24 protein-coding genes and 2 pseudogenes are annotated in these 25662 nt (G+C 35.2%); 15 read left to right on the forward strand and 11 right to left on the reverse strand.

Annotated features, from left to right (window positions below):
- Nucleotides 1-255 precede the first annotated feature (255 nt).
- On the reverse strand, nucleotides 256-2640 hold the full coding sequence (locus KI356_RS05250; RefSeq protein ID WP_212934974.1) for an immune inhibitor A domain-containing protein: 2385 nt from the start codon (nucleotides 2638-2640) through the stop codon (nucleotides 256-258).
- A 531-nt stretch (nucleotides 2641-3171) separates the two neighbouring features.
- Here KI356_RS05250 and KI356_RS05255 point away from each other — a divergent pair.
- Both KI356_RS05255 and KI356_RS05260 read left to right on the forward strand, forming a co-directional pair.
- The gene (locus KI356_RS05255) at nucleotides 3172-4266 is read left to right on the forward strand and encodes a response regulator aspartate phosphatase (protein WP_212934975.1); all 1095 of its coding nucleotides are present in this window, start codon (nucleotides 3172-3174) and stop codon (nucleotides 4264-4266) included.
- Nucleotides 4266-4424, forward strand: coding sequence for a general stress protein (locus KI356_RS05260; protein ID WP_212934976.1), 159 nt, complete (start codon nucleotides 4266-4268; stop codon nucleotides 4422-4424). Before KI356_RS05255 ends, KI356_RS05260 begins: the two co-directional genes overlap by 1 nt.
- Before the next feature lie 1130 nt (nucleotides 4425-5554).
- Here the strand turns inward: KI356_RS05260 and dhaK are convergent.
- Nucleotides 5555-7306 (reverse strand): dihydroxyacetone kinase subunit DhaK, encoded by a 1752-nt coding sequence (gene dhaK, locus KI356_RS05265; protein ID WP_212934977.1) that lies wholly within the window; start codon nucleotides 7304-7306, stop codon nucleotides 5555-5557.
- 178 nt (nucleotides 7307-7484) lie between these two features.
- Here dhaK and dhaS point away from each other — a divergent pair, with 178 nt between their 5' ends.
- A complete protein-coding gene (gene dhaS / locus KI356_RS05270; RefSeq protein ID WP_128282032.1) occupies nucleotides 7485-8051 on the forward strand; it encodes a dihydroxyacetone kinase transcriptional activator DhaS in 567 nt (188 codons plus the stop codon).
- A 19-nt stretch (nucleotides 8052-8070) separates the two neighbouring features.
- Nucleotides 8071-9069: a DhaKLM operon coactivator DhaQ gene (gene dhaQ, locus KI356_RS05275; protein WP_212934978.1), complete on the forward strand. Its 999-nt coding sequence runs from the start codon at nucleotides 8071-8073 to the stop codon at nucleotides 9067-9069.
- A gap of 125 nt (nucleotides 9070-9194) precedes the next feature.
- Here dhaQ and KI356_RS05280 read toward each other — a convergent pair whose 3' ends face one another.
- The 3 genes from KI356_RS05280 to licT all read right to left on the reverse strand — a co-directional run bounded on the left by KI356_RS05280 (nucleotide 9195) and on the right by licT (nucleotide 13770).
- Entirely contained in the window at nucleotides 9195-10634 is a 1440-nt protein-coding gene (locus KI356_RS05280) for a 6-phospho-beta-glucosidase (RefSeq protein WP_212934979.1), read from the reverse strand.
- Nucleotides 10635-10729: 95 nt separating this feature from the next.
- Nucleotides 10730-12622 carry a beta-glucoside-specific PTS transporter subunit IIABC gene (locus KI356_RS05285; RefSeq protein WP_212934980.1) on the reverse strand — a complete coding sequence of 631 codons (1893 nt, stop codon included), beginning with the start codon at nucleotides 12620-12622 and terminating at the stop codon, nucleotides 10730-10732.
- Between the two features lie 299 nt (nucleotides 12623-12921).
- Nucleotides 12922-13770, reverse strand: a complete 849-nt coding sequence (gene licT / locus KI356_RS05290; RefSeq protein WP_128282027.1) for a BglG family transcription antiterminator LicT — start codon at nucleotides 13768-13770, stop codon at nucleotides 12922-12924.
- Between the two features lie 469 nt (nucleotides 13771-14239).
- Between licT and KI356_RS05295 the strand changes: the two genes are divergently transcribed.
- The 4 genes from KI356_RS05295 (at nucleotide 14240) to KI356_RS05310 (ending at nucleotide 16796) form a co-directional block, all read left to right on the forward strand.
- On the forward strand, nucleotides 14240-14533 hold the full coding sequence (locus tag KI356_RS05295) for a YmzC family protein (RefSeq protein ID WP_212934981.1): 294 nt from the start codon (nucleotides 14240-14242) through the stop codon (nucleotides 14531-14533).
- 140 nt (nucleotides 14534-14673) lie between these two features.
- Nucleotides 14674-14781: a YjcZ family sporulation protein gene (locus KI356_RS05300; RefSeq protein WP_000505673.1), complete on the forward strand. Its 108-nt coding sequence runs from the start codon at nucleotides 14674-14676 to the stop codon at nucleotides 14779-14781.
- A 261-nt stretch (nucleotides 14782-15042) separates the two neighbouring features.
- Complete coding sequence (locus KI356_RS05305; protein WP_002011018.1) at nucleotides 15043-15354, forward strand: ArsR/SmtB family transcription factor; 312 nt, start codon at nucleotides 15043-15045, stop codon at nucleotides 15352-15354.
- 266 nt (nucleotides 15355-15620) lie between these two features.
- Nucleotides 15621-16796, forward strand: coding sequence for an MFS transporter (locus KI356_RS05310; protein ID WP_212934982.1), 1176 nt, complete (start codon nucleotides 15621-15623; stop codon nucleotides 16794-16796).
- 701 nt (nucleotides 16797-17497) lie between these two features.
- Here KI356_RS05310 and KI356_RS05315 read toward each other — a convergent pair.
- A complete protein-coding gene (locus tag KI356_RS05315; protein WP_000521653.1) occupies nucleotides 17498-17647 on the reverse strand; it encodes a hypothetical protein in 150 nt (49 codons plus the stop codon).
- A gap of 356 nt (nucleotides 17648-18003) precedes the next feature.
- Between KI356_RS05315 and KI356_RS05320 the strand changes: the two are divergent.
- Nucleotides 18004-18138, forward strand: a pseudogene (locus KI356_RS05320) (DUF4352 domain-containing protein); the annotation flags it as partial.
- Between the two features lie 193 nt (nucleotides 18139-18331).
- Here the strand turns inward: KI356_RS05320 and KI356_RS05325 are convergent.
- Nucleotides 18332-18568, reverse strand: coding sequence for a preprotein translocase (locus tag KI356_RS05325; RefSeq protein ID WP_128282022.1), 237 nt, complete (start codon nucleotides 18566-18568; stop codon nucleotides 18332-18334).
- Nucleotides 18569-18768: 200 nt separating this feature from the next.
- Between KI356_RS05325 and KI356_RS05330 the strand changes: the two genes are divergently transcribed.
- The 4 genes from KI356_RS05330 (at nucleotide 18769) to KI356_RS05345 (ending at nucleotide 20546) form a co-directional block, all read left to right on the forward strand.
- Nucleotides 18769-18894: a YjcZ family sporulation protein gene (locus KI356_RS05330; RefSeq protein WP_002170647.1), complete on the forward strand. Its 126-nt coding sequence runs from the start codon at nucleotides 18769-18771 to the stop codon at nucleotides 18892-18894.
- A gap of 311 nt (nucleotides 18895-19205) precedes the next feature.
- Nucleotides 19206-19547 (forward strand): PadR family transcriptional regulator, encoded by a 342-nt coding sequence (locus KI356_RS05335; protein ID WP_212934983.1) that lies wholly within the window; start codon nucleotides 19206-19208, stop codon nucleotides 19545-19547.
- A complete protein-coding gene (locus KI356_RS05340) occupies nucleotides 19540-20022 on the forward strand; it encodes a hypothetical protein (protein WP_212934984.1) in 483 nt (160 codons plus the stop codon). The genes KI356_RS05335 and KI356_RS05340 overlap by 8 nt, the downstream gene beginning before the upstream one ends.
- Complete coding sequence (locus KI356_RS05345; RefSeq protein ID WP_212934985.1) at nucleotides 20019-20546, forward strand: permease; 528 nt, start codon at nucleotides 20019-20021, stop codon at nucleotides 20544-20546. The genes KI356_RS05340 and KI356_RS05345 overlap by 4 nt, the downstream gene beginning before the upstream one ends.
- Before the next feature lie 25 nt (nucleotides 20547-20571).
- Here KI356_RS05345 and KI356_RS05350 read toward each other — a convergent pair.
- Nucleotides 20572-20778, reverse strand: a pseudogene (locus tag KI356_RS05350) (MFS transporter); the annotation flags it as partial.
- Nucleotides 20779-21190: 412 nt separating this feature from the next.
- Here KI356_RS05350 and KI356_RS05355 point away from each other — a divergent pair.
- Nucleotides 21191-21397 (forward strand): hypothetical protein, encoded by a 207-nt coding sequence (locus tag KI356_RS05355; RefSeq protein ID WP_128282018.1) that lies wholly within the window; start codon nucleotides 21191-21193, stop codon nucleotides 21395-21397.
- 112 nt (nucleotides 21398-21509) lie between these two features.
- Here the strand turns inward: KI356_RS05355 and KI356_RS05360 are convergent, their stop codons facing one another.
- Complete coding sequence (locus KI356_RS05360; RefSeq protein WP_212934986.1) at nucleotides 21510-22985, reverse strand: MDR family MFS transporter; 1476 nt, start codon at nucleotides 22983-22985, stop codon at nucleotides 21510-21512.
- 142 nt (nucleotides 22986-23127) lie between these two features.
- Between KI356_RS05360 and KI356_RS05365 the strand changes: the two genes are divergently transcribed.
- Nucleotides 23128-23703 (forward strand): TetR/AcrR family transcriptional regulator, encoded by a 576-nt coding sequence (locus tag KI356_RS05365; protein ID WP_212934987.1) that lies wholly within the window; start codon nucleotides 23128-23130, stop codon nucleotides 23701-23703.
- Nucleotides 23704-24193: 490 nt separating this feature from the next.
- Here KI356_RS05365 and KI356_RS05370 read toward each other — a convergent pair whose 3' ends face one another.
- Together KI356_RS05370 and KI356_RS05375 are read right to left on the reverse strand one after the other, a co-directional pair.
- Nucleotides 24194-24853: a PspA/IM30 family protein gene (locus tag KI356_RS05370; RefSeq protein ID WP_212934988.1), complete on the reverse strand. Its 660-nt coding sequence runs from the start codon at nucleotides 24851-24853 to the stop codon at nucleotides 24194-24196.
- Nucleotides 24854-24855: 2 nt separating this feature from the next.
- On the reverse strand, nucleotides 24856-25401 hold the full coding sequence (locus KI356_RS05375) for a hypothetical protein (RefSeq protein ID WP_212934989.1): 546 nt from the start codon (nucleotides 25399-25401) through the stop codon (nucleotides 24856-24858).
- Between the last annotated feature and the right edge of the window lie 261 nt (nucleotides 25402-25662).

Raw genomic sequence — 25662 nt, forward strand, 5'->3', positions numbered from 1 at the left:
TTATTAAGCATCATAACGAGATAATAGGTCAATGGTTCGCTTGCGTAAAAAATTCCGAGAGTATAGAGTTTTAATTCCATTTCCATATTTGATAGTCTATATATTTTTTACTATAATTTCTTTCATTTTCAAAGAATTGCTTTCCAATGAACTGGTTCCTAAACTAAACTGCCTCGTTTCTACAATAAGAAGAGAGCTGTCCATAAGTCGGTTTCACCGACTTATGAGGCAGCCCCCTCTTAATTTCACCTTATTCTATCGATGAATCCAAACTGCACCTGCAGATTTGTCTTCAGCTTGACCTACTACTTCAAACTTTAATCCTAGTTTCGGCAACTTACGTCCTGCATCTGGAATCGCACTGTTGATGTACTGCTTAGAATCATCAAATTTTGCAACTCCTGGTAATCCTTTATAGTCAAAGATACCGCGAGTTGGAGAGTCTACTCTCCATGCTGGCGCTTGATCAAATGAGAATGCCGCATCGGCAATTTGATAACGCGTACTACTCTTCACAGTCGGTTGTCCATTTAATGTACCTACGATTGCCTCTGGATGAGAATCTACTACTCCTAAGAATCCTTCACCTGGATGAACGCCTACCCAGTTATCTGTAAAGCTTTGATCCGCATACCATACAACCATTCCTGTATTAAATACTGGGCCACGCGCATGTTGTAACGCCGTGTCAGAACCAGCGTAATTTCTCCACTCTACATAGTAGTTATTTTTTTTCTGTTCCAATCCGTTAGATACAGTAAATCCTTTTAATGTCATTGCTGGTTGACCTTCTGCATCATCAGAGAAAACAACTTTGCCATCTACAGTTAATGCTGCATTATCTAACGCAAATCCTTTATAAGCCACTGCAATATCTGTTAAATACTCAAATTGCAGTTTTACTTTTTTCCCTTTAAATTGGCTTAAATCGTATGATTTATCAACCCACTTACCATCAGTTGTATCCACGCCGCCTTTTACATCTTTTTCGCCCATTCTATCAATACGTACCTTCGTTCCATCTTCTGCAATCGCATATACGTCAAGGAAATCATACTTCGCTTCAAGTTCGTAGAATGCCTTATAATCGAACTTAGCATCTTTTGCATTTGTTAAGTCAAATACTGGTGTCTCAAGTGTTGTATGAATGTCATTTCCTTTTGTGCTGTAATAAAACTTCTTACCAAATGCTGACTCGATATTTTTAATATCTTTGTCTGGCAAGTTAACACGAACGATTCCTGGTCGTTTTGATTTTGTAACACTTTGATCTAAATATGTTGCAACACCGACTCCCGTGCGAAGTTTATCATAGTCTACCTCAACGATATTCGCCCAGTTGCCATTCATATTCTTTTGGAAAAACTCTTTATTTTGTGGTGAGAAACTTGTTGGCTCTGTTCCTGCAATTTTTCCAGCCCAACTACCGCCACTCATAATAGACCATGACTCAACAGGTTCACCTTGTCCTGAGTACTTTGTATCGTATTCATCTGGTAATCCTAAGTCATGACCATACTCATGTGCAAACACACCAACCGCTCCATCTTCAGGCTCGATTGTATAATCGTATGCAGCCATCTTTCCGCCCCAATTCGAAACAGAAGATTTTGTGCCATCAATCGCATATGGTTTTGATCCAAGTTTTGAACGATGAGACCAAATCGCATCATCTTTCAATTTACCGCCGCCAGCTTCTTGACCCACGCCAGCATGTACAACCATTAAATGATCAATAATGCCATCTGGCTCGTTTTTATTTCCATCACCATTTTGATCGTATTGATCAAATTGGTCATAATCAGCTAAGTTAATTCCTTTTGCTACCGCTGCTTTTAATGCTTCTTTCACAAGATCGCGTGGCCCTAAAGGACCCTTGTTATCATGACCAGTACCCGCATCCGCACCATAATCTGAAGCTTTTCCTGGGACAGTAAGCCATTCCGTTACAGTTCCATCGACTGTGTAGCTGCCACCAGATTGTTCTTCATAATATTGTTTAAATGTGTTAATCTTCGACCCATCAAATAACGTAAATGGTTCATTACCAAATAACATTTTTTGATAATGTTCACGATTAAAGTCCTTAGAATACATGTATCCTGGCTCTTGATCAATATTGTTATGCTTAAAATCGCTAAATTCTACGAGTAAAACAAGCACTTTATCTTTTCGAACAGCTCCATTGTACGCTTCTTGCTTCGCTGGTGCAGTAGGTACTTTTCCATTTAATTTACTAGAATTCAATCCAGCACCTTGTCCAGCTGCTGGTCCTACTGTTGGCTGCTGCGCCTGTTCATTTTCCTTCATTTTTGCATCTTTTACTTTTTTCATAAAATCAGAAGCTTCTTGCGTAAGACTATCTTCTTTAATGATTTCTTTCCCAGGGTTTTCCCCTTTCTTGTTCTCAACATATTTCTCAACAGCCTTTGATGTCTCAGCTTGTGATGCAGATTGATCAATTACTCCGCGTTGTTTTAATGCTTCTGCCAAGCGCTCCTCTGGTATTAAATGCTCATCTATTGGTAGAGATGATGGCGCATCAGCATACGCCGCATGACTTCCAAAAGCAAAACTACTACTTAGCACTGCCGCTGTTGCTAAAACTGATAACGGTTTTAACTTCTTATTCTTTTTCAATGCATTTCCTCCCCAGTGTCTGCGAATTATCGTTTTTTTTGTCGCTAACAACATAATATTCGTTATAATGCGAATATTCAATATTTTTCAGTGAATGAAATGTTGAGAAATATTTTTTTGCGCAGGGTGAAATACGTAGGATAGCAAAATACAAAGGTTCTACTGGTTTATGCTTTTTTCAAGTTTTTTACATAACCATAAAGTATGATCACTTGTTCTTTTATCTTGATGACGATGGAGTAAAATGCTTATAAGATTCTGAATCAGTTTATGTAGATTCACTTTACAAAAAGGCTGTTATTTATTTTAAGTGCAATAGTCATACTTGCTCGATTCATTTATTTTTTGGCAATAAATACATGATCACCACCTAAGGAATCCTATTGAATTTATATTCTAATTACTCTTTAAATTATCAGAAAATTATTGAAAAACATTTTCCCCTTCAATATACCACTCTATTACACTTAATTTCTTGCTAGTATATACATAACAATATACAAATAAATATAGTAGAAAGCGGGGAGAATTATGGTAAGTCATCTAAAAACAAGAGATATGATCACACAACTTTTAAATAATTGGTATCAAGAGATACGTGCCCAGCACCTAAAAGAAGCAAAACATTTAAAAACAGAGATTGATACACACATAAAAAGTATTAATGAAGATCCAAATTTGCTATTCCATTACTCACTTCTTACTTTTCGCTTTAAAGTTCTGCTTGATCATTTAAGCATCACACCAACAAGCTTCCAGGCAATTGATTCACTAGATATACCCAAAAATGAATCGTTGTCTTATTATTATCACTTTTTCAAAGGGATTCACGCCACACTAATTTCAAACAACAATGAAGCCTGGGAATACTATGAAAAAGCCGAAACGCTATTACAACATATTCATGACGATCTTGAAATAGCCGAGTTTAGCTATCGTTTTGCTAACTTCTATCTTCATACCTATCAACCTCTATTAGCAACTCAACATGTGACTAAAGCTAAAGAAATCTTCTCTAAACATAATGGTTATGAAAATAATGTTGCTGCTTGTGAGAACTTATACGGCTTAGCATGTATTGATATAAGACAATTCCCTGTAGCAGAAGAAAAATTTAATTCTGCAATAGATATTTTACGTAAAAATAATGAGGATTCCCTAATATTAAGAGTCCGCAATAATTTAGGGTTTTTATATAGTAGCCAAAACTTATCCACTTTAGCAATTCGACACTTATCAGAAGTAACAACTAAAACTCCAGAGCATTTTAAAGCCCTTTTCCTTGAGGCTAGAGAACATTTCAAACTCGGTGAAGTTCATCAATCGGCCGAATTGATCGAACGAGGCTTGACGATCTGTGAGCAATTAGACAATAAAGAATACCTATATCATTTCAAACTTTTAGATTGTATGAATAAAGGTGTTCCAGCTGTTATTCTCGAAGAATTATCTTTGGAAGCTATCTCATTTTTCGACACACAACAACTCTATAATTACACACAAGAATACACTGAAAAATTAGCAATCAAGTTTTACGAAGAAAGCGACACTGTAAAAGCTAGTAAATACTTTTATATTGGTCATCAAGCTAAAGAAAAAACTTTCGAAAAAGGAGCGTTAAAATAATGAAAAAACTTTTTGGAATGATTTTAGGTTTATCACTTTCAGCTGCTTTATCTATAGGGTTAACATTCCCTTCACAATCAGATTCTAAAGAACAGGTTAATTCGACTAAATCCAGTACAATTATGTACATGCAATCTAGCCACGGTGACTCCTGGTAATACAAAGAGTTTTTTATCCGTTCACATCATTAATTACGAAAAAGGGTACTCCTTTGATGGAGTACCCTTTCTTAAAATTCAGTAGATAACATATAGCAGACTACATATTAACTTCAGCACATTTCCCCCTAAACTCTGCACCGAAATCATTTGCAACTAAAGTAATTGAGTTACTTCTAAACCACATTAATATACCATTCCACTAAGTTTAAAAAACCTTTCACCTTAAGGTAGAGAGGATCTTCTAATTTTCATTTCAAATTACCCTCAATCTCCGTAAAGATAACTCCAAGTGCATACTCACCTACATAAGGGTATCCTAAATTCCCCCACAACCCATAACTCAACATTATGTCCAATATATTTGTATAAGACATACCTCCTTATTGCCACTAGCAGAGAAGAGATTCTATTTTTCTAACACGTTAAGTTGGTGCAATCTAAATCCAATATTATTATTGACCAAAACTTAGATTGTCAAATTAGTATTCTTTCTGAAGACGTTTGTAAAAGGATAGTAAAAGCCTCTACAGACAAAACGATATTCCAAATGATGTGCGTAATTACTGCGTGATTAAAAGAAGGGATCGAAGCAAATAAAACTTGTGGAAAAACATTAAATAGACCAAATCTAGATAAAGAAAAGCTCACTGTTGCACTTCAGATATATGACAGTAAAAGAATACATCATCACGTTGTCAGCAAGCCAAAGTGTATTCTGCATTTCTGAAAACAGTAGATGGCAGATTTTGACCTGCTGAATCTGCTAAGAAAGAATATACAAGAACATCCTTAACAGTTGGTGAATTGTAGAGTATCCTCCATAAAATTAAAAATAAATGAGAGGTTGGGGCGTGATAAATCCATCCTAGAAATCCATTATTAGAATCTATTAAAAAAAGTGAGGCAATGCCTAAGTCTATAGAAAAATCCAACCAAAGAATTGAAAAAATTAATTCTATATTTATATGGACTCGCGTTTCTTCTTTTAAAATCCTTATCTCAGTATTTATAAAATACATATCTTTGTGGAGAGAACATCTAGTGAAATTATATATATCAACTATAAAAAATCCCCTCCACAGTAAACAACTCACCATGAAGGGGATTCTATCAAATTAACATCACTTTTATCTCAAACTACCTGCAATCTCCGTAAAGATAACCCCAAGCGCATGTGCACCTGCATCTGGATATCCTAAACTTCTTTCGCCAACTGTACCAGCGCGGCCCATGCGAGCTACTATTTCTTTCGTATACTCTGCACCTTTAACAGCTGCTTCTGCTCCTTTTTCAAAGGCAGTTTTCACGTCTACTTCGTTTGAAGCACTGTCTAACCAAGAGTCTACGCATGGAGCAAGCGCATCAACAAGCGTTTTGTCACCAACTACCGCTCCTCTTCCGAACGATCTTTCACCTATAGATTGTATACCTTGAAGTGCTGCTTGTAACATTTCAGCGAACTCACCAACTGTTAGCTCACGTTTTTCGCCTGCTGCTTTACTAGCTGCACGGAACGCACCGCCCCAAATTGGACCAGAAGCGCCGCCGCAATGTTCCATAATAATCATCGAACAACCGTCAAGGAATGATCCAATCGTTACATTTTCTTGTTCTACAATAGAATGCCACTCACGTTTTAATTGCTTAAATCCTTTTGCCACACTCATTCCGAAGTCGCCGTCACCAGCATGTGTATCTAACTCACAGAACGGTACTTCATTTTTAATAATAACGTCACTCATTTTATCAACGAGATAAATCATATTGTTTAATGTAATGACATTATCTTTAATCACAGCATGCTCTTCCGCTGTTTCTATTTCGAAGGAAACTTCTTTCTCTTCTACATCTTCAAGCACATTAACATACTCTACACTGTCAACTGGTCCATCTACTTTAAACGCAGGTGTATTACACTCTTTCGATAATAACGTTTTTAGCTCGTCATCTAACTTCATTACTGTTAAAGACATACCTGCCATATCAATACTCGTCATATAATTACCGACGAATACTCTATTGATTTTAATGTTTCTAGCAGCTAATTCTCTCGTAACTGCGTTGTTAAATAAGTAAAGTTCTTGCAGTGGTGTGCCGCCAAAACCGTTTACTAGAAGCGCAATTTCTTCGCCATCTTTTACTCCTAAATCTTTTATTAAATCATTTGTCATACGGTTAGCTAATTCATCTGCTGACATCGTTTTTTCACGTTTAATACCTGGCTCACCGTGAATACCTACGCCGTATTCCATTTCATCTTCCGCAAGTGTGAAAGTAGGTGATCCGCTCGCTGGAACTGTACAAGAAGTTAACGCTAAACCAATTGTGCGCACGTTAGCTGCTGCTTTTTCTGCGATAGCTTTTACTGCACCTAACTCCATACCCGCTTCCGCTGCTGCGCCGGCAATTTTATGAACTAAAATAACGCCCGCAACGCCGCGGCGTCCTACTGTATACAGGCTATCTTCTACCGCAATATCATCGTCCACTTTTACGTAGTCGACTTCAATTCCATCTTCAGTCGCTAAATGCGCACCGTTTTTGAAATTCATAATATCGCCGCTATAATTTTTAATAATTAATAACGTACCTTTTTTACTAGCCGTCTCTTTAATCGCTTGATATATCTGGATTTGTGAAGGTGAAGCAAACACATCTCCGCACACTGCCGCATCTAACATTCCTTTTCCGACTAATCCTGCATGCGCTGGCTCATGACCACTACCGCCACCACTAATTAACGTTACTTTATTTTCATTCATTTCTTTCTTCTTAATGACTTTATATTTTTTCAAAAGCTCAAGCTCTGGGTGAGCCATAACCATTCCGTTGCACATTTCCATAACTAATGTTTCTGGTTTATTTATAATCTTTTTCATTGTGATTATCCCTCAATTCCTTTAATATATTGTGATATATTTGAAATCTTCTTCTTACTACTCATGTTAAAATGAAAGCGTTTTATAGTAAACGGACAAAATGGACAATCTGTCTAAAGACACCGCTCTCATTTATAGATAGGATTTTTATATTAATAACATTCTAGGGATGATTCAGATGACCTCTTCTATAATTTCTAAAAAGATAATCGCGAATTCATTGAAGTATTTAATGGAAACAGAGTCGTTTCATAAAATATCAGTGAGCGATATTATGTTACACTGTCAAATGCGTAGGCAAACTTTTTATTATCATTTTAAAGATAAATTCGAACTATTAAGCTGGATTTATCGAGAAGAAACGAAGGAAAATATTATAGACTTTCTCGACTATGAAACATGGGAAAATATTTTCGATTTATTATTTGATTACTTTTATGAAAATCAAAAATTTTACCGTAATGCTTTTAAAGTCATTGAACAAAACTCGTTTAATCACTATTTATTTGAGCATACGAAAAACTTATATATGAAGATTATTGATGAACTATCCATGAGCTGTAAATTAACTCTTTCTATTGAAACGAAAAATACGATTGCCTCCTTTTATAGTCACGGCTTCGTTGGAACGATAAAAGATTGGATTGAAAGTAAGTGCGAAGTAGATCCATCCATTATGTCTTCTCTCATGAAAAATATGATAAACAATCAATTACTACTATTACTTGAGCAATCAGCAAAGTAATTAAAGGGTGGCAAAAGCAATGAAAAAGATTATGAATGATGTACAAAATATCGTTCAAGATATGCTGCATGGCTTTTATTTTGAACATAATGACAAAGTAAATTACGACGAAACAAATAACATCATTTATGTAAAAGATATCGAAAAACTGAAGCAAAACGTTGTCATCATAAGCGGCGGTGGTAGCGGTCATGAACCTGCTGATATTGGCTATGTAGGAAAAGGAATGCTTACAGCGGCAGTAAACGGAAGCATCTTCACTCCGCCTACAGTGGAACAAATTGTAGCGGCAACTCGCCTCATGCCAAAAGATAAGAGTATTTTATTCATCATAAAAAACTTCAAAGATGACGTTAAGAACTTTCTAGCAGCAAAACAAATTGCTAAAGAAGAAGGAAGAAAAATTGACCACATCATCGTAAATGACGACGTTTCAATTGAAGATGATGCTTCTTTTAATAAAAGAAGACGCGGCGTAGCTGGCACTGTTTTCGTTCAAAAAATATTAGGTGCGGCCGCTCTTGAAGGCCATACTTTAGAAGAACTAACAACACTTGGCCGTTCTGTCACCGAAAACTTACACACATTAGGAGTCGCTCTTTCACCTGCAAACGATCCAGTACAAGGAAAAGCTTCATTTTCATTAAACGATGATGAAGTATTTTACGGAGTCGGCATCCACGGCGAAAAAGGTTATCGTAAAGAAGCACTATCCTCTTCTGAAATATTAGCGATTGAACTGATGAACAAACTAAAAAGCATTTATCGCTGGAGAAAAGGCGACAACTTCGCCATACTTATTAACGGATTAGGCGCGACACCATTAATGGAACAATACATTTTTGCAAATGACATTCGCCGTTTATGTGAGCTGGAAGGCTTACAGATTACATTCGTAAAAGTCGGTACGCTGTTAACTTCTTTAGATATGAAGGGTGTTTCGCTCAGTTTGCTTAAGGTAGAGGATTTGGATTGGGTGGAGTGGTTGACGGGTAATACGGAAGTAGCTAATTGGTAACCACTTCTTTTTAGTTTTAAAACAATATAGATAGACTTTCTTATCACATTCAAATTATACAAAAAAGAAGACATCTTAATTGATGCCTTCTTTTCTTATACAATCATTACTATATTAATTCATACTTAAGAATCAAGATTCTCACCATTCGTCTCAATTACTTCTTTATACCAATTGAAACTATTCTTCTTCGATCTTTTTAATGAACCTTTTCCTTCATTATCTTTATCAACGTATATATATCCGTAACGTTTCTTCATTTCTCCAGTAGATGCACTTACAAGGTCAATTGGGCCCCAGCTTGTGTATCCGATAATATCTACTCCATCTTGGATTGCTTCTGACATTTCAATCATATGCTTCTGCAAGTAATCAATACGGTAGTCGTCGTTTACTTCGTCTTCAGCATTTAATTGATCGATTGCGCCAAGACCATTTTCAACGACAAATAAAGGCTTTTGGTAACGATCGTAAAGTTGGTTCGCTGTAATACGGAAGCCTTTCGGATCAATCGTCCATCCCCACTCTGATTTTTCAAGATATGGGTTTTCAACAGAACCGAATACATTTCCGCTCGTTATACTTTTTAACACTTCTGGATCCGTACTTGTTGCTCTACTTGCATAGTAGCTAAAGCCAATATAATCAACGGTATACTCTTTCAAAATGGATTCATCTTCTTTCTCCATTTCAATTGTTAAATTGTTATCTTTAAAGAATCGTTTTGCGTATCCAGGATATGCTCCTCTTGCTTGTACATCAATGAAGAAGAATGATTCACGGTCTTGTTCCATCGCGCGAAGAACATCGTCTGGATTACATGTATATGCATACGTTGCACCTGCAGCAAGCATACAACCGATTTTTGCATCTGGAATAATTTCATGACATGCTTTCACAGCTAAAGCACTTGCGACAAGCTGATGATGCGCCGCTTGATACTGAATTTGCTTTTTATTCTCACCTTCTTTAAATGCTAGCCCTGCTCCCATGAAAGGTAAATGTAAAAGCATATTAATTTCATTAAATGTCATCCAATATTTCACTTTATCTTTATATCTATTAAAAATAGTTTTTGCGTACGTCTCAAAGAAGTTTACAAGCTCTCTACTTCTCCAGCTTCCATACTTTTCTACTAAATGAACAGGAACATCAAAGTGCGCCATCGTAACGACTGGTTCAATACCATGCTTTAACAGTTCATCAAACAAATTATCATAAAACTGTAATCCTGCTTCATTCGGCTGTTCATCATTACCATTTGGGAAAATACGTGTCCAAGCAATAGATACGCGTAACGCTTTAAATCCCATTTCTGCAAAAAGAGCAATATCTTCTTTATAGCGATGATAGAAATCAATTGCGTCGTGTGATGGATAAAACTCCCCTTCTACCGGTGTAAATGAATGAATATTTCCTTTCATAATATCCCAACGGTTTTCACCAGTTGGTAATAGATCAACCGTCGTTAATCCTTTTCCATCTTCTAAATATGCGCCTTCAACTTGATTGGCCGCAATTGCGCCACCCCATAAAAATCCTTTAGGAAAACTAATTTTAGACATATATAAAAACTCCTTTATATTAGAATTAACGAGGAAAGGTATTACGATTTTCCAAGAATACCTTTCTTCGTTTGAACCGGTATGAAATGTAACTACTATTTAACTCCTAACTCTAGTAAGGAATCTCCTGCTTGAATCTTTTCTATTTCAGTTTTCTTAATGCTATATTTATCATAATTTGTAACAACAACTGGTGTTGTCACAATATAACCAGCCTTTTGAATTTCAGATATATTAAACTCAATAAGTAATTGCCCTTTTTCTACTCTCGCTCCTTGTTCAATATGAGAAGAGAAAAATTCGCCATTTAATTTCACAGTATCCATCCCAATATGGATTAAAATTTCAGCACCTGAATCCGCTGTAATTCCTACTGCATGATTCGTCGGGAAAAGTGCAGAAACCGTACCTGAAACTGGTGAAAATAACTTTCCTTCTGAAGGCTCAATCGCAACTCCTTCACCTAACGCACCTGATGCAAATGCAGCGTCGTCAATATGTTCGAGCGGCTTAACAACACCGTTAAAAGGACTAAAGATTACTTCATCATCGTTTGATGCAGCTATTTTATCAATTGCTTCAGCTGTTTCTGTAGATGTTTGTTTTTTATTTAAACCAAATAAATAAGTAAGAACAAAACCTAGTACTAAGGAAACAACCATCGCAATAATTGCGCCCCAAAATCCAGCTGTAATACCATCTTTAGGACTAATAAATGTTGGAAGCGCAAATATCCCAAGTCCACCTGTCATATAAGCTTGCGTACCGAATACGCCAAGTATTCCGCCACCAATTCCTCCAGCAATACAACTCATAATAAACGGCTTTTTAAGAGGAAGTGTAATACCATAAATCGCCGGCTCTGTAACTCCGAAAATACCTGAAATAAAAGCTGGAATACTTAGCGTTTTTAATTTCTGGTCTTTCGTTCTCATCCAAACCGCAAGAACAGCACCAATTTGAGCAAATGAAGTAGCGAATATGAGCGCTAATATAGGATCGATACCGTGCACTGCTAAATTGTTATAGCCAATCGGAACAATTCCCCAATGAAGTCCAAAAATAACGAGTACTTGCCAGAAAGCACCAAGTACTACACCTGCTGCTAACGGGCTTAAATTGTAAACCCAAAGTGTAGCCTGTCCTAAAAATTGACCTGCCCACGTCGCAATCGGGCCAATCACAAGAAATGTAAGTGGTACAACGATAAGTAATGTGAAAAATGGTACTACGAATGTTTTAACAACATCTGGAATTACTTTCTTTAACGTTCTTTCTACTTTTGATCCAAAATAAGTAGCGAGAATAATTGGAATAACAGATGATGCATAATTCATTAAAATAACTGGTATTCCTAAAAACGTAATATGAACTGGTGATTCAAACATCGTTCCCGCAAATAGCGTATATAATGGCTCACTTGCTGTTAAACCTGATAAAGCTGGATAAACTAAAGCTCCCCCAATTGCCATACCAATGAACGGTGATCCTCCAAACTTCTTACTTGCTGTATATCCTAGGAAGATTGGGAAGAAATAAAATAACGAATCCCCAACCGCATTTAATATTTGATACGTTCCTGACTGAGTACTTAACCAACCTAAAGCTAAAAATAGTGCATTAAATCCTTTAATCATCCCTGTTGCAGCTAGTACTCCTAAAATAGGAGTGAAAATACTAGAAAGAATATCTATAAGGCTACTCTTTTTCTTTTCACCCGTATCTTCTTCCTCTGTTTCTTGAAATCCCCCGGCAACAATAACCGCTTTATACACATCGGATACATGGTTACCAATAACAACTTGATACTGTCCACCACTTTTCATAACAGTCACAACATCTTCCATACTTTTCAGTATTTCCGTATTTGCTTTCCCCTCATCTTTTAACTGAAATCGTAAACGAGTTATACAATGTACGACGCTATTTATATTTTCTCTTCCGCCAACATGTTTCAGTATGTCTTTTGCCAACTTTTCATACTTCATAGTAGTTCTTCCTCCTTACAATCATCCCATTTATCATTTTTATAAAGTGAAACTTTAATCAGTGGGGGTGTTGTTCATCCCCCACTGATTATTAGTTGAACCAATCGGGCATTTACGGGCAGTTGATCTCCCACATAACTTCTTTGCCTCAGCCGAATTTTGAGGTGGGAGTTTTACTGCCCGCAAATAGCGGGATAAAAGAAAAAACCTAAACTAACCATAACAGCGTGATACATACGAATCACTCCATTAAAAGTCAATTTAGGTTTTGCCTGCCAAACAGTAACAATCCCGTTTATTCAATTACATAATTCATTGCGTTTCGTTACACGATGAATGTGCAACGTTAAATACACTTTTTCATCTTTTGAAAGATGATTATTATGTGCTTTTCGTAAGTATGCCTCAATTTTCTCTGTACAACAATATGCTTCATGATACTTACTTTTCACTTGCTCATATAAAAAATCATCATCGGCCGAATTTAATTCCTTCTGCATTAAACGCTGGGCAAAATATCGTAAATGCGTTACAAACCGACTATAATTAAATGAACTTTCATCTAAGTTCATCTTATAGTGGTACTTTACAACATTTAAAATATCTTGGACGATTTTCGTCATCGCCACCGTTTGCTGCATAGCCGGCTCTCCTTGCTGCGCATTAACGAAATGTAGTGCAATTGACCCTGCTTCATCTTCAGAAAGTCTAAACCCAGTCTCTTCTTCAATAATGTTCAAAGCTTGTAGACCAATTTCAAACTCTTTCTGATAGAACCTCTTAATTTCCCAAAGTAAAGTATTTTTGAGATCCATTCCTTCCTTATGCCGCGTTAATGCGAAGCTTAAGTGATCCGTTAATGTAAGATAAATATAATCACTTAAAACTCCTGGCAAAATTGTTTTAGCATAATGAATAATTCTCTCTGTAATTTCTAAATTCTGCACAGGAATTTCAGTTAATAATCTAGCAAGTTTCTCTGATAATTCTTTTGTTTCTAGCACAAAGGTCTTTTCTATCTTAGATTCATCAACAGTATCGCCGACCTTTTTCTGAAATCCCAAACCTCTGCCCATAAGTACAACTTCTGTCTCATTATCCTTCATCGTACAAACAACATTATTATTTAAGATTTTATGGATTCTCATATTGTTCCGCCTTCTTTTTCTTATAAAGTCACAAAAGGGAATAAAAAAACCTAAACTGATTCCCAAAGCCACACTACACCCGTAGCCTCCAGATCAATTTAGGTTTTGCCTGCCGAACAGTAACAATCCTTTTAATTATTAACTTAACTATATTATACACGATAAGTAAACGTTTACAATAATAAATTATTGAACATTTTTTTACAAGAGAAAACAAAGGCATACTAATTTTTCAGTTCTTTCCCGAATTCCACATAGACCCATTATTGGTTGAAATGTTACAATTAAATCACCCTACATAGTTACTCAAACCGGACTGAGTAACTATCGTCTTATTAAGTAATGCGCATAACTCAAATAAAAAAGACACTATACAGTGTCTTTTTTATTTATATTCTATTCATTATTTTCTCATAGGAATTATCTCTTTTATACACAAAAACTATCAAACAACAAAGGAGACTATCAAATGGAAAATCCTCTTACAAGAGAACTGCGTAACATACTCATATGCCTTATCATTTTGGTTATTGTCGTTGCATTTTGGGACCGTGAGCAAATTGTGGACATTACTGATCATGGTAGCGATCCTACCTTAAACATCAGTAATATGACTCAAATTAGCGAGAATACATTTGCATACAAAGACGAATCTAATCAAATTAAAATATTTAAGTTTAACCCAGATACATATGAAATAAAACTAATAAAAGAATTTTATGCTGACGAATATGAATTACATACAATAAATAATTCAAATTGATAGAAGGCACTTTCGGGTGTCTTTTCTTTATTTTCAAAAGGACCTGCTCAATTCATGCGTAAAAACATAAAGTAATTTGAATCCGTTAAAATACATGAGTGACCCTTTGTTTTCCCCTCTTATCTAAAGGAGGAACTATTATGGGATTTGGTGGTAGTTGTGGCGGCTGTGGATTTTCTGGAGGCTTTGCTTTATTAGTTGTGTTATTCATTTTATTAATCATAGTTGGAGCTTCTTGCTTCTGCTAAAAAACTATCGGAAAAGACACTCTTATATGGGTGTCTTTTCTTTTTTGAATTGTTTTGTTTCCTGCATGTATTCATCACCTACTCTTTAGACAAAAGTATTCTAAAGCGATATTATAGTGCAACTTTTTATAAATTCACATCCAGAAAAAAGCCCCATAGCTAAAGCATCTCATCAACATTTAAAAGAATCTACATATACCTCCTTCCCTTAAAATCACCAAAACCCATTTACAAATCTATAAAAGTAGATATAATATCCTTATGGAACCTTTATTAATTTATAAAGCATTATCAAATGAAACAAGATGTCAAATTTTATCATGGTTAAAAAATCCAGAAAACCATTTCGATGAAAAACCTTATCTAGAGCAAGGCCTTAACTTTCAAGTTGGCGTGTGTGTAGGAGATATCCAGCTTAAAACTGGTTTAGCCCAATCGGTTATTTCTAGTTACTTATTAACTATGAAAAAGGCAGGATTACTAGACTCTGACCGAATTGGAAAATGGACCTACTATCGTCGAAATGAAAAAACAATACGAGAGTTTTCTGAATACGTTCAAAACGAATTATAAAGTGAAAGCTAATAATCAATTAGCATACCAATTGATTATTAGCCTTCACACATTCTGCTTTTTTATAAAATTGCACTACTTATAAAAGCAAGAAACATAGAAAGGAGAAATTTTTTTCGTATATCATATCTAGTTATTTAGATATCTGTTATTGTATTTAAAATTACATAATCCTAATAATATTGACATCTAATCATGCAATAATGCGCATTTCTTTTTTAATGAATTTACTTTCAAAATACTGATACGAATGGAGAGTTTTACAAATGAAAAAAGTAAATCCTTTACTTATTCTGACACTCGCAATAGGTGTGTTCGGAATTATTACTACCGAGATGGGTATTGTCGGTGTATTACCACAAATCACTCAGAAATTTGGCATTTCAACTGCACAAGCAGGATTTCTAGTAAGTATATTCGCACTAGTTGTTGCTATTTCTGGTCCGTTTTTAATTCTGCTCGTCTCTAGTATTAATCGCAAAATAATTTTATTAACAGCAATCTGTATTTTTGTTATTTCAAATATAATTTACGCTTATACAACACAATTTGAAATCATGCTTATTTTTCGTATTTTACCGGCAGCACTTCATCCACTCTTCTTTTCAATCGCTCTTGTAACTGCTGCTAAACTTGTCCCTCCAGAAAAAAGTGGTCAAGCGGTTACAAAAGTTTTCATGGGTATTACAGTTGGGTTTGCTCTAGGTGTACCATTAACCTCTTACCTTGCAGACCAGTTTTCACTGGAAATTGCTTTCTTATTCGGAGCGCTTGTTAACGCCCTTGCATTCATTGGAATATTAATCTTTCTTCCTTCCATGCCTGTTACAGAAAAAATGTCCTTCGGCAAACAAATTCGTATACTCGGCAAACCAGGATTATGGTTAAATATTTTAACCGTCACATTCCTTTTTGCAGCCATGTTTTCCGTATACAGCTACTTCGCTGAATACCTTGCAAAAGTAACTTCTATGAATGGATCTCTCATCAGTATTATGCTATTCATATTTGGTATAGTTATGATTTTAGGAAATCATCTATTTGGTGGTCTCCTGCAGAAAAGCGTAGCAAATACCGTAATAGCATTCCCTATTCTATATTCTATTGTTTACATATTAGTTTATTATTTAGGTTCCTACCTTGTTCCAATGATTTTTATAGTATTCATTTGGGGAATCGTACATGCTGGCGGATTAATTGTTGGTCAAACATGGTTAATAAGCGAAGCAAAAGAAGCACCTGAATTTGGTAATAGCCTATTCGTTTCATTCTCAAATCTCGGAATTACTTTAGGAACAACTATTGGAGGCTGGTTCATTTCAAACTTAGGTATTCATCAGCTTATTTGGAGCGGATTTATATTTACACTACTTTCATTTCTATTAATTATAATAAAAATAAAATTTTTCAATTCTAATAGCCAAGCTTCATTATCAAGCTAGTACGTTTTCAATTTGAATTTTACTCAATACATTTTTCTCTATATAAAATACAGGTTGTTTTTCTTGTAAGATTTTATAAACGAAAAAGTATGATGATCAAAGCCTTTAGCCATAATTATGACTAAAGGCTTTTTTTCTACAAAAAATAAACAACTATAAAAAGGAGCTAATTTTATGGAACATAATAAAAATGGAGTACTTGCTTTAATTGTTTTTGTTTTAGGATTAGTGTTTTTTGTTAGTGGAATGGTTTATCATTTATGGGGTTCTTTTTAATTTCAACTTTTAGAAAGAGAAATAATTCAAAAACTAAAACGTGTATTGTAACGATTGATGTGCAATATTTCCAAAAACAACAAAATATAGATTTGAATTTTATTTCTCAATGAATAAAACAACTTAACGTGGTAAAATAATATTTGGATGGGAGTCCAATACATATTATTAAAATTAAGATGGTTCAAGTCGGAGAAAGGCACCTTAGGGTGTCTTTTCTTTATTTTCAAAAGGACCTGCTCAATTATTGCGGAAAAGACACTTCACTCAAGGAATCGATTTTTTTAGTCATACTTAATGAACTAACGCATGCGTTAGTTCATTAAGTATGAGGTTTGAAAAAATAGCCTGTATATATTTAAACGATGGATAACTTACCTATTTTCTTGTGTTTGTTTGCACCATATACATAAAAACGTAACATATTATTTATCTGTTTGTTTTTGCTTCTTTTTCAAATACTCCGCACGCAATTTTTCAAGTTGCTGCTTTTTATCAAATTTGGCAGGCGTCTGTTTTTCATGAAACTTTGCCACAGCTACCTGACTTTTGTAATCCAATTGATATTTTCCCACTTTGTTCACCTACTTTTCTTGTCTTTAAAAAAAATCTATTCAACAAATATAATATACCTTATTTACTAAAGTAAACCTTATTACTTTATTATTTTGTCTACTTACATCTATTTCGATCCAAATATTTCCTTATCCAACTAATCTGCCCCGTTAGTTGGATAAGGAAACTTCACAATCTCAATAGAGTAATGAAACTTTCGAAAACATTGATACAGCCATAAAAAAAACGACAAACGAGTATCAAGTCGAAGAAATCCTCATTAAGTTTCCTTCCCCATCCAAAAATCAATATAATAAAACGAAACATTTAATACGTATAAAGAAAAATATAGATTTATTAAATCATTATGGCACCCATGAAAGTGCCTTCATTTTGGAAGGAAGGGACAAACTATGAACAAAAGTTATTAACAACATTCTTATTTGGATTATCGGCTTGCAGTTCACATGATACATCTAGCAGTAACACGAAAAACGGACAGGAGACTTCTTTCGGATAATGCGATAAAGGGATCGAGTTAAAAGTGGAATAGTCAAAGAAAATATAAAGTGAAACTTTAATCAGTGGGGCTCCCACCTCTCACAACTTATACTAGCATAGCAAAAAGTACAGACTCTGTCTTAACTACAGTAGACTGTACTTTTTCATTTGTGATTTTGTATAACTTACTATAATGGGATTCCTTAATCCCTTTGAGTAGATGCTCTCCAATCACGAAAAGATGTTGGAAATCCAGAATGTCCACGTTGCTTTGTAACAGCTGGTTTTTCCTCAATAGTAGTTGACTTTTCTTCAAGAGTAGTTGACTTTTCTTCAAGAGTAGTCAAAGCTGTCTGTATTTTCTCAATCTGTTCTCTCAGAGCCTGTTGTTCAATCTTTAAATCCGTAAGTAAACGTAAAATCATCTCAGAATTAGCCATAAAGATCTCCTTTCTCCTAATGCACAGAATAAAATACAATATGTAAACAACGTAATACTCGTGACAAAAATAAGTTCGTCAATTCTCTTAAAATACCAAGTACCTTTTATTTTTCAAAAGGACCTGCTCAAGTTTATCCGTAAAAACATAAAGTGAATTAAATCCATTAATATATGGACTTTATGGAAGGAGGAGTTAATATGGGCTATGGTGGTAGTTGTGGTGGAGGCTGTGGTTTTGGTGGCGGATTCGCATTACTTGTTGTGCTCTTTATTTTGTTAATCATCGTTGGAGCTAGCTGTTGCGGCGGCGGATTCGGCTGCTAAGGAAGGGCACTCATGAGAGTGTCTTTTTTTTATTTCTCAATATGCAACTAACATATATGTGTTACTATCAAAAGGCGAGATTCCCAAAGCGTAATATAGTAGTTTACCAACTATGAAAGCCACTGTCACAAGAAAACAGTAGGCTTTTATTTTTTTATTTAACAAGATTAGAACAGGGATTACCATTCCCCTCAGTAACATTTGAATCGCACATTTTAAAATTGACATAGCACTTCATGCACCGTATACTGTTAACAACAGTATACTGTCATTAACAGTATATATTCCAATTCATTCTAGGAGGTATATTCATGAAACATACAGGAAGACATACAGGTGCATTTCTTTTGTTATTTTTAGCAGAAGATGATAACTATGGCGGGCAGCTACTTCAGAAATGTGACGAAGAACTTCCGGTCAATCCAATTGATAGTGCCATCCTTTACCGCACGCTGAAGAAATTAGAAAACGAAGGTGCTATTGAATCTTATGTAAGTACATCAGTTCCAGATAAGCCGAGAAAGATGTACAAAATTACTACAGCCGGAAAAGAACAATTAGCAGATTTTCAAATGGATATTGAGGAAAAAATGAAAAACTTATCATTTTTCTTAGACAAATATAAAGACTTAAAGGAATCTAATCATGATTAATGGCGCTATCCTTTACACTTTGGCCATTATTCTTACGGGGATTTCTTTTATGAAGGATCGTAATAAAACGAAAGCTGCCCTATTAAAATCATGGAAAATATTTCAAAACCTTCTCCCTGCCATGCTCTCCATTATGCTTTTCGTTGGACTATCACTTTCTATATTAACACCGTCCTTTATCTCTTCCATCATTGGAGAACAGTCTGGATTCATAGGTATTATTTATTCAGCAATACTCGGCTCCGTTGCACTCATTCCAAGCTTTGTCGTGTTCCCACTTGGTAATACGTTAGTCCAACATGGCGCAGGCCTTCCCCAAGTTGCAGCACTCATGTCTACATTCATGTCAGTAGGACTTACAACCATGCCGATGGAACAAAAGTTATTCGGACGAAGCTTTGCTTACGCTCGTAATGCATCTGCATTACTCATGTCACTCCTATTCTCATATATCATTTGGGTGGTGATGGTATGAAGGAACTAAAAAGATATCGCTTCTTTTTCATATTACTGTTTGGGCTCCTCTTATTAACTTTTATAAACCAATCTTTAGGATGGAGCGCATTACAATTAACTGGGAATAGCATTTTAGATATGTTGTTTCTACTCCCCCCTGTCCTAATATTTGTAGGGTTACTTGATCAGTGGGTGAAGAAAGAAACACTAATGAAATATATGGGAGAAAAGTCCGGCATATATGGCATCTTATTTTCTCTATTATTAGGCGGAATTGCAGCTGGTCCCCTCTATGTTGCCTTTCCGATTGCAGCACTACTATTAAAAAAAGGTGCAAGTATTAGATACATCGTATTTTTCTTAGGCGTTTGGACAACTGCAAAATTACCAATTATGGTATATGAATTTTCTTCATTTGGAGCTACCTTTACGCTCATTCACATTAGCTTCGGACTATTGTTCTTCTACGTAATGGGCATCATTTTCGAGAAATTTTATGATCAGCAGCAATTGTTGCGATATGATATTACGAAAGAAATGTAAAAAGACATCTCGTAAAGATGTCTTTTTATATGAACCTTAATTTTCGTTCTGTAAAACCCCCGCTCCCTTCTTTTAAAAACAACGATACGATAAATGTAATAATGATAAAGACTAACCCTAGTGTAAATGCACCTTGAAATCCTGATGTTAAACCATTTAACTTCTCTACTGGATCCATTGGATTTGCGGAGCGTTCCATATAGCTAGTTGTTCCTGAAGACATTTTCGAAATTTTTTGTCCTATTGTTAACGATTATTAATTTAATTTTAAATTTGTAAATTATTATATTTATTTATTTACTAAATATAATAATTAATATATCATCCTCATTGAGAAGTCCTCTCAATAAAAAACTATAGGAGTGACTATTATGCTTTCAGCAAAGAAATGTATTTCTAGTATTGTACTTTCAGCTTCTTTAGTAGGTGGATTTGCTAACCTATCGCAAGCTGAAAAAAATATTTCTGTTCAATCTACACAGACGTAAACGGCGGCGTATCAATTACTTTAGGAAAGTATGGAAGTGTGAACTTTTCGGCCTCCTCCACATCAAATCATTTTAAATATACCTATGTAGAAGACAAAGCACATTTTTGATTTCATATGTTGAAAAATCGTAATACATACTCGTATATTGGAGGTGATGACTCTGCGTAAGAGCATCCACTTATTTCTTCAAGTGTTAATTGGGATTACTATAACCATTGCACCCATTATCATTACGGGGCGTATGTATGATATAACTAAAACGATGGGCGACTTATTAGTTGCAGAGCTCATTGTAAGAACACTTTCCCTAATTATTGGGCTTTTAGTTATTAGTAAAGCTTTACATCATTATTCGCAATAGTTCTTCATACTAAAAAACAGACAATACATTTCTCTTGGTTGCTTGAACAATTGTTACGAAAAAAATATAAAAAGACATCTTACTCTCGTAAAGATGTCTTTTTATATGAACCTTAATTTTCGTTCTGTAAAACTCCCGCTACTTCTACTCCCTTTTTCTCTTCTTTTAAGAGTAGCGATACGATAAAAGCAACAACGATAAAGATTAACCCAAGTGTAAATGCACCTTGGAAGCCGGATGTTAAACCGTTTAACTTCTCTACTGGATCCATTGGATTTGCTGAGCTTTCCATATACTTAGTTGTTCCTGAAGACATTTTCGAAATAAATATAGCTGTACCAATTGCGCCAGCTACTTGCTGTAACGTATTAAACAGTGCTGTTCCGTGCGGATATAGATCTGGTGTTAATTGATTTAAACCGTATGTTTGTGCTGTCATTACAAACATGAGTCCAACCATTAATACGCTATGCATGACAATAATTTGTACCATTGATGTGTCAGGAGTAATGCCTTTAAATAAGAACATTGCAATCCCTACTAACACAATGCCGGGAACGATAATAACTTTCGGACTAAATTTATCAAATAGTTTGCCTGCGATTGGTCCCATTATGGCACTAATAATACTTCCCGGAAGCATTATTAATCCTGATTTAAAGGCTGTAACGAGTAAAACTGTTTGCAAGAACATCGGTAATAAAGTCATCGTTGAAAATAACGACATCATCACAATGACGATTAATCCAACTGATATTGTAAACATCGGGACTTTAAATGCACGTAGTTCTAAAATTGGATTATCGATTTTTAATTGTCGCACAGTAAAAATACATAATGATATAAGCCCAACAATTAAAGCACCATACACTTTCGGATCGGACCACCCTAAGTCACCTGATGCACTAAAGCTATACACAATCCCGCCGAAACCTAATGTTGATAAAAGAATAGATGGATAATCTACTTTTGGCCTTGTTAACTCTGAAACATTTTGAATGTACTTCATTCCAATTACAATGGAAATAATTACGATCGGAACGACAAAGTAGAATAACCAGCGCCAATTCAGTGAATCAACAATTACTCCAGATAATGTAGGACCAATTGCTGGAGCTGACATCATCACAAGTGCGATTAATCCCATTGTGGCACCACGTTTTTCAGGCGGACAAATAATTAAAATCGTATTCATTAATAACGGTGAAATTAACCCCGTCGCTACTGCTTGGACGATACGGCCGACTAATAAAACAGAAAATGTCGGTGCAAATCCCGCAATTAATGTACCGACTAAAAACGTTACCATAGCGATCAAGAACATTTGTCTCGTTGTGAGCCATTGCTGAAGTAACGCTGTAATCGGGACTAAAACACCAACTACTAACATGTAAGCTGTAGAAAGCCATTGAATAGTTGAAGCTGTTACATCAAATTCTTTCATTAATACCGTTAACGCATTACCAAGTAACGTTTCGTTTAATAATGCAACCATTGCCCCTAAAAGTAACGCAATTAAAATGGGGGTATGCTTCATATTAGAAGTATCAACTTTGCCATTTGCGGGGCTCTTAGTTGTTATATTCATGTATTCATTCTCCTCCTGTTTTTTACTCCAAAAGCTTTATATAAACCGGAACACATGTAATATAATATACATATGTAGATTAAAAAGGGAGAATCAATTTTCAGCCGTTGTATATTTAATCTACAAAAAAGGAGAATTGTAGATGAACGATAATGAAAAGCAACTTGATTTACGTATTAGACGTACACATAAATTACTATGGAATTCCTTATTTGAATTAATGACGCAACCAAAACAAAAATATAGTGCCATCACCATTAACCAAATATGCGATCGCGCGATGGTACACCGAACAACCTTTTATAAACATTTTGAAGACAAAGATGCTTTATTAGCATTTGGATTTAAACGCTATGGCGAAATGATTGCTGAAATACCACTTTTAGATCGATTAAGTAAACCATTTCAAGTGATCGAACAATTCCTGCATCATGAAGAAATCTGTAAAATGTTTGAGGCGCAAATGTCTGATGAACAATTCAATAGCCGCATGTATTATTTAAGCCACGAAACAAGAAAACAGGAAACAGAAGCGCTAAATCGCCTTTGTAAAAATCATACGATGCCAAATGATTTAATAACGGAATTTTATTCAGGAGTAATCACCTCATTAAGTACGTGGTGGTTTCAAAACGAAAGAAAAGTTCCTGCAGCAGAAATGGATAGGCACTTCCACCAACTTATTAATCGGGATATTTTTCAGTTTGAAGAGAAATAGTATTACAAATTTCCACTCATGTAATCAAATTGACCACAAAATAGGAATATGATATATTTTCGGTAGAATACTATATAAGTGTGACATCGAATGAAATTGCATATAATAAAAGAAGAGATGCGCTAACATCTCTTCCCTAACTGCTACCGCCTAGGGTGGTGGTTATTATAAGTTATTTCTTTTTGCGGAACCCACCCTTTTGCTTGTGACGGCGCGGAGTGGGTTTTTTGTTGTCCTTATCCAGAAGTTGCTTCCGCAAAAAATACGCTGAAACTTCGCGTACAGTCGCTTTCACAAACTATTTTACAAGAAACAAAAACTCCATATTATCACCTCCTTTCCTTCCGAATAGAAAGAAGGGATAACCCTCCACCCTCACAATATGCAGTTAACTTTATTTTATCAAATGATTGTAAAGATATTATGTAAACAAAACGAATGAAAATTTACATATAAAAAAGCCCTATGAAAATGGGCTTTTTTGCACATACTATTTATTCTCTTTTAACTTCTCTAACTCTAGCTGTACTTCTTCTTGTAAATTTTGATCTAACACTTCTTGTTGATTAGGAGACTTCAAATTATAAAAATAGTTACTAGCAGCTGTTTCTGCTTCTAACTTTTGCACATACGATTCAATGCGTGCAAAGCCTTTCGCTGTACTTTCTGTATGGAACGAATCAATCGCTCTGTTGCTTTCTTTTATCGCTTGCGCCGCATTTAATCGTGAAACAAGAACTAGTTCTTTATATTGCAACTCTCCATATTTCTTTTGCAATTTGTCAATTTGTTCATAAAGCGTCGCTGTTTGCTCTTTTGTTATTTCGTACTGTTTGCGATATAGTTCCGCTTTTTTCTCATTCACAATTTTTTCTTGTAGGGCTAACTGCGCCATATGATCTTCTTCGCGTGATACTGCAAGCTCAGCTTGGCGAGTTCTTTTTGCAATAAGAGCATCCGTTTCTGAAATCAATGCTTCATATTTCTTTTCTAAATAATATTGATGAGAAAGTGCTTTTTCAGCCTTCGTAATTTGCTGTTCTGTTTCACGAAGATACTGCTTTAACATGTTAATAGGTTTTTCCATTTTATCTAATGTTTGATGCACATCCGCCACTACAATATTTTTAATACGTTTTAAAATACCCATTACTACTTCTCCTCCTTACGAATATTGCGTTCCCATTGATCTAAAATATCTACTTGTTTTTGTACTTGAAAGTCGCTATATACATCTATATCAGTTGCCATTCTTTTTTCTTTTAATTTTTTATATGCCCAAACAATCGTTGCAACAAATGCAATCATCGGAAGGACTGGTAATAAACCAATAACTAGGAGCAATATGCCTGTCCATTTTTTAACCGTATTCCCCTCAGACTTACGAAGCATGAACCAGCCGAAAAGAACAAATCCAAACGCTAACAGGAATGGTATAAAGAATAAGCCTTCAAACTCTTTTTCATGGTGTTTTTCATGATGCTCATTTCGCTCAAAGTTATTAAACTTTTCTTTTTGTGTAACGAAAGCTTCTTTTTCTTTATCATGAGAAACCGTATACGCTGCTTGCGTATGTTTCTCGTGATCCCATCTGTCAAACTTCATACTATGTAATCCAAACAATAGTAATGCTAGAAGTAACGGAAGGATCAAAATCCATTTTAACCAACGCAATTTTTTACGTTTATTCTTTTTCATCTGTTCACCACCATCTATCATTCGTTTTGAGATAAGTAAAAAATGTATTACCTCCCTTTACCTTTGATACATATGAGTGTAAAACTTAGACGTGAGAAGAGGATGAAAGAAACATGATGAATATATGAGAAATATCTAAAAATTTTCTCATAATTATTCCAAAACGAAAGAACCCAACTTCTCCATATAAAGTGAAACTTTAATCAGTGGGAGTTTTGTCCATCCCCCACTGATTATTAGCCTTCACCAATCGGGCTTTTA

The sequence above is a fragment of the Bacillus hominis genome (assembly GCF_018332515.1).
GTDB lineage: Bacteria > Bacillota > Bacilli > Bacillales > Bacillaceae_G > Bacillus_A > Bacillus_A hominis.